We start from the raw sequence: 11,415 nt of genomic DNA, 5'->3' as shown, positions 1-11,415 counted from the left end.
AAAGTTCTCAGGTTGGGGAGTTGCGTGAAAATAAAACACCAGTGAAATGCATTGACTTTTCAGCCCCCTAAATCCCCCATTCTGGGGGACTTCCGAACCTTTCAAAGTTCCCCAGAATGGGGGATTTAGGGGGCAGTTCGGGGCGTTATTTAATTGCAACTCCCTTGATTGAAGTCAACCCAATTGCCATTGCTAGGACTCCAATGCCCTTGTACTTCAATATGCTGTTTTAAGCGATCGCCCCTAAGCCTGTACCAACGTCGATTATGGAACTATGGGTGTTGAAACATGCTCATGGGCAATTAACCACTGGTCGCCCACTCGCTCCCAAATCAAAGTATTTCGCCCACTCCCGCTAATGGATGAGCCATTTTTGAGCGTTCCTAAACTATCGAAAGTTGAAACTACCCAAACAACATTGCCATTGCGATAAACCAAGAAGCGATCGCCCAGTGTCACTGTAAGTTTAGAATAATTGCTCATGATTGTTGTCAATTCGCGTTTGTAATCCTCCCAGCCTTGAAACCCTTTAGCAGGGGGACTTATATCAAAGCCAAACACTCGACCATTCTGCTGATAAAACTTCTCTACCCGTGCAATAGTCCAAGGTTTATCAGTTGGAGTACTCCAGGCAGCGTAGTAATCCACTAACAACTGACGGAACTCTTCTGTTTCTTGAGCAGAAACGGTTAGATTAAGCTGAGGTTGAGCCTCAGCACGACTCAATGGATCGAGATTGGAGAAAGCGATCGCACCTGTAAACAGGATAACTAGCACAAGTGCCAACCGTAACAATTTTCGCAACATACGAATTTTTCCTTGTTTTGTACTTTGAGTTCAGAATAGAATTGAGAAGTTAGTCGAGAGTAGTAATAGCAGCCTGTGCCATATCTTCCAAAAGTAGGATACCTGTTTTGAACCTATAAGTCCGTGGTTATCTAAAAGTTGACCAGAGCAAGCAGCGAAGCGTAGTAACGCTAATGCACTCGACTCATTAAGAATTGCTCGATTGATGAAGAGATAATCGGCAACAAGTAGTGGACAATGTTAGCCCCTAGTTAGCCCACAGTTAGCCTATAGCTAGCCCACAGAATTATTTGTTAGGAAATAACTCAAATATTTGCTGACAACCAGCCTCTTATTAAACTGCTGACCTAGCCCGTTGTTGGAGAGGAATCCAAATAATGAACTCACTTCCTTTACCGGGCGTTGAGAAGCACTCTAATTTGCCACCATGTCTTTCTGTAATAATTTGGTAGCTAATGGACATTCCCATTCCGGTGCCTTTTCCGATCGATTTAGTTGTAAAAAAGGGATCAAATATTCGTGACTGAACCTCTTTAGGAATCCCAACTCCGTTATCAACGATCGCCATTTCTACCCATGCAGTCTCTACAATCGACGTGCGAATTGTAATTCGATTAGGATGCTCTTTAATCTTCTGATAGGTGCAATTAGCATTGCTCTCTTCGATCGCATCAATAGCGTTCACCAAAATATTCATAAATACTTGGTTAAGCTGTCCAGGATAACATTCTACAAGGGGTAGGGCAGCGTAATCCTTAACGATTTCAATTTCTGGTCGTTCGGATCTAGCTTTGAGGCGATGTTGCAAAATCATTAGGGTGCTGTCAATCCCTTCATGAATATCAGCTGCCTTAAATTCAGCTTCATCCATACGGGAGAAGCTTCGCAACGACAGCACAATTTGGCGAATGCGATCGGTTCCTAGCTTCATAGAAGCCAACATTTTCGGTAGGTCTTTCTGCAAAAACTCTAGGTCGATATCCTCAGCCGCCACTTGAATTTCAGGAGCAGGATTAAGATCATACTGCTGCTGTAACTGCACAAATCCTAATAAACTCTCAATGTACTCCTGGACATAGATTAGGTTACCGTGAATAAAGTTGACCGGATTATTAATCTCGTGGGCAACTCCTGCAACAAGCTGTCCCAAACTCGACATTTTTTCGCTCTGAATCACTTGAGATTGAGTCCGCTGTAATTCCTCCAGTGTGTTTTTAAGTTCGGCTGTGCGTTCTTCTACTCGGTCTTCCAATTCTTCGTTACTTTTCTCTAATGCAGCAAACGAGCCGCGCATTTGACCTGCCATGTGGTTAAAGGAGTGGGACAGCGTGTTGAATTCTTGAATATCGCTCGTCTCTACCATCTGATCTAAGTTGCCAGACGCTATTGACTCGCTTGCCCTATTTAGGCGAAGAATTGGACGCGCAATCCAACGAGATGTAAACACACCAATAAGCGAGGAAACCACTAATGCACTGAAACAAAGTGCGATTGTGGTATGCGTATTGGCATTAATCTGTGCCATGAATGTGGTTTCTGGCACACTTACGACTACAAGCCAGTCTAAGCCATACTGATCTCGCCAAGGTACAACATTAACGAAATTTCTTTCATCCTGCACTTTAAGCTGAAAGTCGGTATCTTGAGCAATGGATTGAAGCCCCTTAGACGCTTGAAGATGTTTGGCGATCGTCTGAATCGTGGGATTAGAACTGTTGGTTGCCCTCAATCGCTGAACTTTCTCGCTACTGATTGTAAAGGGCTTCTCTATGCTAGAGTTAGCGATCAGGGTACCATCCCGCTCTACAACAAAGATCTCTCCAGCCTGACTAATATTCAAATTCCGTAAGAAATTACTAAGTTTTAGCAGGTGGATATCGACTGCAATCATTCCTAACAATTGGTTTTGCGAATTATAGATAGGACGACTGGCAGAGGCAGCAATGTAAGGCCCCGTTGGAAGATTTGAAGTCTGAATCTTTGCCCAAATCGGTTTACCCGCAGCAATAGGCTCGGTATACCAGGGTTCACTAAAATTGTCCCAATCCCAGGTGGCATTAATTTGAGTGCGATTACCTTGTGTATCTGTAGCGTAGTTGGTATTGGTTTTAGAGGGTTCAGTTGTCCAATCATCAATAGTAATAGTCTTACCGTCGTAACGGGCTGCTGCAATTCCTCCCCCTGTCGATAAGCCAATGCCAATATAGGTTAAGTCATACGCCTGAATCTGATCCCAGAAATACTTGCCAACTAGTTCCCGATCGCGTACCTCTAGAATTCCACGACGGATAGCATCTGCATTAATTTGGTTGAGGGCTTGAGGAATTGTAAGATAAGATTTCAGGTGTTCATTAACAACGTCACTTGTGCGATCCATCAACTGCTCTGCCAAGTCATTAACCGCTCTCTGTCCATTCTTAAAGGACAAATAACCGACTAAACCAACAGCTGCAAAAATTTGGAGAACGAAGGGAACAACGAGAACAAACTGTAAGGGAAATGCCCTACGTTTGCAGGGGCGATGAGTTTTCATTGCAGAAAAGAAAAAATCTACTAATTACTGAATGTAGGATGCCCATAATGGGTAGATATTAACTTCCTAAGCACTACTGAATTCGCAATGTTATACATATTACAACTACTTTTAAGTGAGTCGGTAGAACGACTTAAGTCAAACAAAGATAGACCATTCTGAACAGCTGTTGAATCTAGACAGCATCTTACATTTATTTGAGTTTAGCCACTTAGAAGCATCTTCAAACTCTAGCATTTGCTTTAGAGGATGTCTGAGAAGTATCAAAGATTCTTACACTCGCCCCCCAACCCCCCATTCTGAGGGACTTCCGAACCAGTCCTCCTTCAAAGTCCCTCAGAATGGGGGATTTAGGGGGCGGATCGGATAGCAATCTAGACTTCTCAGACAACCTCTTATAGCTATGGTTGAGCCTGATTATCTTGCAGCACCCGGACGTTGGGTTGCGATCGTCCTCACAACCTGCTCAGACAGCCTCAAAACTGTCAGTTCAATCGCACTAGATAAATTACTAACTAAATTCCCAAGACTAATCTCGGCTCGTCCAACGCCCCACAAGTCAGTGTAAACAACTACCCGTAACGAAGAATAATTTGTGTTACTGCCTCTACCACACCACTTGAAACCTGTCATTTCCAGTGGAAATTTAAGCATTGCCGAAGCTTAAGCAGAAGGAACCTGTTCAATTTGAGTCATAGCGTCAATGACCAATCTACCTTCTTGAGCGTCTAATTGGCGCACCTGGAAAGACATACCTGGAATATCTAGATTTCGCAGATCTAATGAAGCTGTAAGTTGCTTAAAGATAGCAAGCACTAGTTCTAGAGTTAAACCTTTTCCTTCAGCCGCTAAAATTTCCAAAGAGATCTGCTGCCCATTTTCTTGAATTTGAGGAATGGCAGTTGCTGAAAGTTTTTTTACTTCACCTTGCTCTTTTAACAAAAAGTCAGCACTGATCACAAACTTGTTCTCACCAGGCAGCATTATAGTCGCTTTCTGAATATCAACGGTTACAGGATGCCCTTCCATACTCATTGTCAAGCCCTGCAACTTTTCTTGAATAAAATCTGAGCTAAAAGCACGATTAATATCTGCCTCAGTTAAAACAATTCTAGCTTCGGCATCTGTTGAGTGATTAAGTTCAATGTTGCCAAAGATTGCGCTGAGCGGATTAATCGCAACCTCATCTGTGCTAACTTCTAGCGTCTCAAGTCGCAAATCTTGCTTGATGACTAGCCCCTTAGCCGAGATGTTAATAGAATCCAATTTCCCTTGAACAAGTTTTCCAGGATCAGTCCGAATATCTACTTCAATATCTCCTACTTCGTCCAACTGACTCGCAAGACCTACTTCTACCACTTTACTGAGTGCCTTCTCTCCTAAATCAGAGCCTGAATCAGAATTACCCAATACCATATTTCACCTCTTAGAGTTCTGACCACTTAATAAAGAAATTAAGCAGCAACTTAACCTGCTCTTTCAGTGTCGTCAGAGATGGATTAAAGTTTAATCCATCCAGAGAGATAGAAAAGTTTTTAAGCAAGCCTTACGGCATTAATGCAGGTAGGAAACCAAAATTAATTGCTCAATTATTAGAGCAGATTATAGCAGCGCTATCACGTGCAAACGCTGAAGGTGATGGTTGGTTTGACAGAAGATAGAGATTTCTAGTAGGCATGAACGCGCCTCAAACCAATTAGAAGGAGCCTCTTAATTACTGTGCAAAGCGTTCTTTTAGAAAACCAACCAGTAGCCGAATTTTAGTCGATAAATGGCGATTCACTGGATACAGAATATCAACAGAAAGTTCAGCGGGACGATAACTGGGTAGCACAATTTGCAACGCCCCCTTCTGGAGGGAATGTTCCACAATAAACCGAGGTAAAAGAGTAATTCCCAATCCCCGGATCGCAGCTTCTCTCAGCACTTCACCATTATTCGAGCACAACATGCCTTGAACAATCACAGTATGGTCGCCCTCTGCTCCTGTCAACGTCCACCGATTCTCGATCGCCATTTGTCCGTAATGTAAGCAGGAATGGTTACGCAGTTCTGTGGGATGGGTTAAGGTTGCATGGGTTTCTAAATAGGTTGGAGAAGCACACAACACCCGTTGAGCAGGAGCTAAAGGCTGCACCAATAAAGTGGCATTTGGTTGCGGTTCGGCAATGCGAATCGTCACGTCAAAGCCTTCTTCTATAGGGTCTACGAAGCGATCGTTGAGTGTGAGTTGCACCTGGAGGTCAGGATATTGCACTAAGAATTCAGCTAAAGCCGGAGCAAGGTACATTGTGCCAAAAGTCATAGGAGCATTAACCCGTAATTTACCTTTAGGTTCGACCTGAAGCTGCATGACCGATCGCTCTGCTTCTTCCAAGCTAGACAAAATTTCCACACAATGATTGTAAAAAGCTAACCCGGTTTCAGTAGGATTGACCACCCGCGTACTGCGATATAACAGTTGCACACCCAGTTCGTTCTCCAGTGCAATCACAAGCTTATTCACTGCCGATCGCGACTGTCCCATATGACGGGCGGCGGCAGCAAAACCGCCGGAAACAACCACTTGAGTAAAGGCACGCATCTGTTCAAACTTATCCATGACAGCGATCGCTCATTCGATATTGGATGTTGCTGACTTGAACAATATCTTGCACATTTATCTTGCACATTTTAGGTAAATTACACGTTTCTAAAACCCTGGGTATGGGATGGCATGTGTCTAGCATTGTATCTAATCGAGAGACAGTATGCACATAAAAAAGAATATTGTCTTTCATTTAGATTCAATGCATAATCAGAGTGTTCCTAAAACAAGTCACTTACTGAAAAAAGGAGGAACCTAAAATGATTACAATTCGACCTGCTCAAGCTCGGGGCACAGCTAACTTTGGTTGGCTTGATAGCCACCATACCTTTTCTTTTGGTCAATATCACGACTCTAACCACATGGGTTTTGCTGATTTGCGCGTCATTAACGAAGACAAAGTGATTGCAGGGCAAGGGTTTCCAACCCATGGACATCAAGATATGGAAATCATTTCTTATGTTCTTGAAGGCGCATTAGAGCACAAAGATAGCATTGGCACTGGGTCGGTGATTCGTCCTGGAGATATACAGCGGATGTCTGCGGGCACTGGAATTCGACATAGCGAATATAACGCCTCTAAAACTGAACCTGTGCATTTCCTACAAATCTGGATTTTGCCTGAGGATAAAGGGATTGAGCCAGGGTATGAGCAAAAAAACTTTGCGATCGCTGAAAAACAAGGCAAGTTGAGGCTTGTGGGTTCTCGTGATGGGCGTGATGGATCGATAACCATTCACCAAAATGTCGATTTCTATGCTGCCACTTTGTCAGAAGGTGAAACTGTGGATTATGCATTTGCTCCCGGACGAGTGGCTTGGTTGCAGGTGGCACGCGGAACTCTGCAACTCAATGACCAAGTTCTGACGGCTGGCGATGGAGCGGCGATCGCTCAAGAATCAATGATTACCTTGCACTCAGCCCAAGATGCCGAAGTGCTGCTGTTTGACATGGCTGCTTAACCCAACCCGAGAGGATTTACCCAATTTAATCCTCTCGGATATATAAGCTCGATCAGTTTTTTGGCTCTAAGAGGATGTTTGAGAAGTATCAAGGATTCTTACACTCGCCCCCCAACCCCCCATTCTGGGGGACTTCCGCACCAGTCCTTCTTCAAAGTCCCCCAGAATGGGGGATTTAGGGGGCGGATCGGATAACAATCTAGACTTCTCAGACATCCTTTAAAGGAGCGATCGCCCTGCACTAGGCATAAAGCAGGAACTTCTATAACTTTGCTATAAGGACAGGATCTCCTACATGGTTCTGTGGCATTGCTGCATCTTCAACGGTAACAGCAACGTTCACGACTAAATCTTTCGATCGGTAAACTTCTGGTACAGTAATAGTCTGAGAAGTGTTCCCCCGATCATCTACTTGGAAAACTTTTGTAAGAATAGCTGCCTTGCTATCTTTTGTAAAAGGAGCTTCTGGTTTGAGCACCGTCCACAGCACGTAAGTTTTTCCAGATGGTAAAAGCGGCAAACTCTGAACAGTCAAACTAGCCTTTAAAGTATTTGGATTCACAATGATGGTAGCGGCAGCAGCCTTCGATTGTGTGCCTTGCAGCACGTAAGTTAGCCTCTTTAGCTCAGGCTGAGAAGGTTGGGGAACTGGCTGAGTGGCTTGCAGAGTGCTCCAAAGACGGTAATTATTAATGCCTAATATTACAATTGCGGCCGCTGCCGCTACACCGATCGCTTTATTCCAATCAAACGATCGAGTCGAAAAGCTAAGAGCAGGCTGAGCTACAGGTTGAGCCTTACCTTGAAGAACAAGTGTGCGCAGATGATCTGGGGGTTGCACTTCTGTTGGGTTGTAAGAAAACTCTAATGTTTGCTGCATCTCTGCCAAGTCAGTCGCGATCGCCGGATCTTTTGCCAACAGTTGCTCAAATTCTGCCGCCTCTTCTGCATCGAGGTTGCCCAAAATATATCCTGCAATGAGAAGCTGTATGTGTTCTGAAGACATTGACCGAATCATGGCGAAAATAGCTCTAATCTAATTCAAGTGTAGTTTTTCAGGGTTTGCCGCAGTTTAAGCAGCCCCCGACGCGATCGCGACTTCACCGTTCCTAGAGGTAGACTCAGGCGATCGGCGATCGCAGATTGACTCAGCCCCTCGTAATAAGCCAATCGCAGAATTTGTTGTTCTTGTTCAGTTAGCTGAGCTAGTGCAGCCTGAACTTCTTGAGATTGTTCAGCATAGAATATTTGCTCAAAAGGAGAACTCGTTGTCATTTCGTGGCTTTTGTTGACGCGCCACCGTTCTAAAAATGTGGCTGCGGTATTGCGGGAACGAAGGCGATCGCGAGAGCGGGAGCGGGTCAAAATAGCAAGAAAAGTTCTAAGCGAACCGCGACTTGGTTCATAGGCAGTTGATTTAGACAGGTTCATAAAAATATCTTGGGTTAAGTCTTCTGCTTCTTGAGAGTGGCTCAAGACTTTGAGCGCTAAACTATAAACCAATCCAGCGTGGCGATCGTAAAGAATGCCAAGGGCAGCAGCATGACCTGCCTTTAAAGCAAGGTATACCTCTGCATCTGTCTGGTTCAGTAAAGATTCCCGGCTGTAACCAGATTGTTCAGGATGCATGATGCATGTTCGGAAAATGTGCTTGACCAAAACTACATGACCCTAAATAAACTGTGAACAGTAACCTTGAGTATTAGAACTCTAAACCTTTCAGTATTAGCCTAATGTCTGCGTTCTTACTGTGTATTTGAGGATCACTATAGGAACTTTTGTTGAAAGAAATTATTTCAACTTCTAGAGATCTTAGATCAAAGTGTGAACAGAATTCACCTTTTCTCAACGCAGAAGTCAGCAAAGCAGTTCGCAGATATTTACATCATTGACTTTAGCAAGCTAATTAAAAGGATAAAAGCAGAATACTCTTGCCAATTAGCCACGACTCAAGCGCCAACATAACTTTAGTACGTTCACCACTGCTGATTGGATGCGTCTAGAGTCTCGATCGCTATTTTCTACAGGTTAAGAGAATGCCCCGATCGCGGCGTTGTTGAATTGTAAGATGAAAGTCTGATTTCCATGCCCTCCTAGGGAAGAGGCTAAAGGATGTCTGAGAAGCATCAAAGATTCTTACACTCGCCCCCCAACCCCCCATTCTGGGGCAGGACTTCCGAACTAATGATCCTTCAAAGTCCCCCAGGATGGGGGATTTAGGGGGCGGATCGGATAGCAATCTAGACTTCTCAGACATCCTCTAAGGGTTAAAGCAAGTTGCTAATCTAAATTTCAAGTTGCTAATCTAAATTATTGACCCACCTTCCAGATCTTAACAGTCTGATCTTTACCAGCACTGACAAGCGTCTGACCATCAGCACCGAAGGCAAGCGAGAGCACCCAATCAGCATTTCCAGAGAGAGTACGTAGCAGTTGCCCAGTTTTCAAGTCCCAGAGTTTGATAGTTCGATCCGTGCTGCCGCTTGCAATGATTTGAGCAGTTGGGCTAATTGCAACAGACACCACCCGATCTAAGTGACCTGAGAGGGTATGCAGCCGTTGCCCGGTTTGCAAATCCCAAACTTTAACCGTTTTATCCCAGCTACCACTCACTAAAGTTTGTCCATCTGAACTAATTGCGATCGCTCTGACGGCTTCAGAATGACTGTCAGACAAAGTACGCAGCAGTTCTCTAGTCTGTAGATTCCAAATTTTAATATCCCTATCGTAGGCACCACTCACCAGGGTTTTTCCATCTGGGCTAATGCCAACCGACCAAACTGAATCGCCAGGCTCTGGCAGGGCAAGCAGTTCACCCGTTTGTAAATTCCAAGTTTTAATATCCCCATCGTAGGCACCGCTCACCAGGGTTTTTCCATCTGGGCTAATGCTAATCGACCAGATTGCGCCCCTGTGCCCTGAGAGAGTGCGCAACAGTTGCCCAGTTTGTAAATTCCAAATTTTAATGGTGGTGTCACTACTGCCACTTGCCAAAAGCGAGCCATCTCGGCTGATGGCGATCGATCTAACGGCATCAGCATGTCCAGATAAGGTACGCAGGAGCGTCCCAGTTTTTGGATTCCAGATTTTAATGGTTCTATCGAAGCTACCGCTGGCAAGCAAGTCTTCTGAAGGACTCATGGCGATCGTCCAAACTGCACCCGAATGCCCCACTAAGGAGCGAACGATAGACGACCCCGAGTTTTGAACTGGCGCTGGCTGCTTGATAGGTTGAGCAGGTTGCAGTTCTTGTCTAGTCAGTTGCGAAACCGACTCAGTAGCAGACTGAAACGAGTAGAGTCCTAACAATAAGGCAGCTACACCAGCAGCAGCCAGCACAGCCTTATATGAAAACAAATCAGATTCATCAAGCAACTCAGCCGAATCGGGCAAAGTTTTACCAGCAGAATTCTTAGAAGACGATGTAATTGTTCGTAGGGCTGTGTACAGAGTTGAACCAGCAGTTTTGAAACCCGTAGATAAGTTGTTACAGGTGGACATTGCAGTTTTAAAGTAGGTACTTACCGTCAACGCTTTCTCTACGGGCTGCCAACTTGCAGAAGAGTGACCAACTCTGGCTGCTTCAGGAACAAACTGCTGTAAAGCCAGGCTCAGATCCTTAACCGATGAAAATCGCTGGTGAGGTGCTTTGTGTAGACACCGCCTCACAACTGCTTCAAGCTCAGGAGATAGGTGTTTGCATCCTCTCTGCTGACGTAGCGGCACAAGTCTTTGAGAGACGTGCGCAACAGCCCAAGTTCCACCGCTGATATGGTGGACAGTGGCTCCAAAGCCGAAAGGGTCTGTTCCACTCAACATCTCGTAAAGAATGAGCCCTAAGCTATAGATATCTGCCCGCTCATCTAAATCTTTGCCGACTTCAAACTGTTCAGGAGCAGCATAACGGTATGTGCCCAGAAACATAGATGTGGCATTGAGTCTGAATTGATCGCTCTGAATCTTAGCAATACCAAAGTCCAGAATCTTGACCAGTTCTCCTAGCGCCATCGGCACTAGAAAGATATTCTCTGGCTTAAGGTCACGATGAACAACCGTCACACGCTCACTTGAAGTTGCACCCGGACGGCACAGGTTAAACCCGTGGTGTGCAAGATGTAAGCCCGTGCAAACTTGCAGGATGATCCGAACGGCGCGATCGACAGACAATTTTTTCTCTTGCTTGAGCAGTTGGCACAGGTTCTGCCCCTGTAAGTACTCCATTACATAAAATGGGTAGCCCTCGGCAGTAACACCGTAATCGCTAACTTGAACAATGTGATCGCTCTTAAGAGCAGCACACAGTGCGACCTCTTGCTCAAAGCGCTCTTTAAACTCTCCCTGTATCAGCTTTTCGTGGAGTAGCTTCAAGGCAACTGGCTGTTGCAATAGCGTGTCGGTTGCCAGAAAAACATCTGCCATACCGCCGCTTCCTAGCCGCCTGTCAAGACGATAACGATCGCGCTCACCTAGCGATCGCCCTAGCCAATAGTCTGGTGATTGAGACGACATCTTCCAAACTCCATTAC

Annotated in this window: 9 protein-coding genes; 1 reads left to right on the top strand and 8 read right to left on the bottom strand. The window is 45.0% G+C overall.

Annotated features, from left to right (window positions below; genetic code table 11):
- Window positions 1–264: 264 nt before the first annotated feature.
- The 5 genes from KME11_11435 to KME11_11415 all read right to left on the bottom strand — a co-directional run bounded on the left by KME11_11435 (window position 265) and on the right by KME11_11415 (window position 5,942).
- Window positions 265–807: a nuclear transport factor 2 family protein gene (locus tag KME11_11435; GenBank protein ID MBW4515828.1), complete on the bottom strand. Its 543-nt coding sequence runs from the start codon at window positions 805–807 to the stop codon at window positions 265–267.
- 334 nt (window positions 808–1,141) lie between these two features.
- A complete protein-coding gene (locus KME11_11430; protein MBW4515827.1) occupies window positions 1,142–3,340 on the bottom strand; it encodes a sensor histidine kinase in 2,199 nt (732 codons plus the stop codon).
- Window positions 3,341–3,757: 417 nt separating this feature from the next.
- Complete coding sequence (locus KME11_11425) at window positions 3,758–3,994, bottom strand: hypothetical protein (GenBank protein ID MBW4515826.1); 237 nt, start codon at window positions 3,992–3,994, stop codon at window positions 3,758–3,760.
- Window positions 3,995–4,003: 9 nt separating this feature from the next.
- Complete coding sequence (locus tag KME11_11420; GenBank protein MBW4515825.1) at window positions 4,004–4,756, bottom strand: DUF2993 domain-containing protein; 753 nt, start codon at window positions 4,754–4,756, stop codon at window positions 4,004–4,006.
- Window positions 4,757–5,054: 298 nt separating this feature from the next.
- A complete protein-coding gene (locus KME11_11415; GenBank protein MBW4515824.1) occupies window positions 5,055–5,942 on the bottom strand; it encodes a LysR family transcriptional regulator in 888 nt (295 codons plus the stop codon).
- Between the two features lie 245 nt (window positions 5,943–6,187).
- On the opposite strand from KME11_11415, the gene KME11_11410 reads away from it, so the two are divergent.
- Complete coding sequence (locus KME11_11410; GenBank protein ID MBW4515823.1) at window positions 6,188–6,889, top strand: pirin family protein; 702 nt, start codon at window positions 6,188–6,190, stop codon at window positions 6,887–6,889.
- Window positions 6,890–7,151: 262 nt separating this feature from the next.
- On the opposite strand, the gene KME11_11405 is transcribed toward KME11_11410, so the two are convergent.
- The 3 genes from KME11_11405 to KME11_11395 all read right to left on the bottom strand — a co-directional run bounded on the left by KME11_11405 (window position 7,152) and on the right by KME11_11395 (window position 11,398).
- A complete protein-coding gene (locus KME11_11405; protein MBW4515822.1) occupies window positions 7,152–7,907 on the bottom strand; it encodes an anti-sigma factor in 756 nt (251 codons plus the stop codon).
- Between the two features lie 23 nt (window positions 7,908–7,930).
- Window positions 7,931–8,518 carry a sigma-70 family RNA polymerase sigma factor gene (locus KME11_11400; GenBank protein ID MBW4515821.1) on the bottom strand — a complete coding sequence of 196 codons (588 nt, stop codon included), beginning with the start codon at window positions 8,516–8,518 and terminating at the stop codon, window positions 7,931–7,933.
- 681 nt (window positions 8,519–9,199) lie between these two features.
- The gene (locus KME11_11395; protein ID MBW4515820.1) at window positions 9,200–11,398 is read right to left on the bottom strand and encodes a serine/threonine protein kinase; all 2,199 of its coding nucleotides are present in this window, start codon (window positions 11,396–11,398) and stop codon (window positions 9,200–9,202) included.
- Between the last annotated feature and the right edge of the window lie 17 nt (window positions 11,399–11,415).

The organism is Timaviella obliquedivisa GSE-PSE-MK23-08B (assembly GCA_019358855.1).
Lineage (GTDB): Bacteria > Cyanobacteriota > Cyanobacteriia > Elainellales > Elainellaceae > Timaviella > Timaviella obliquedivisa.
The sequence above is the reverse complement of the archived record's forward strand: the minus strand, read 5'-3'. Positions and strand labels throughout refer to the sequence as shown.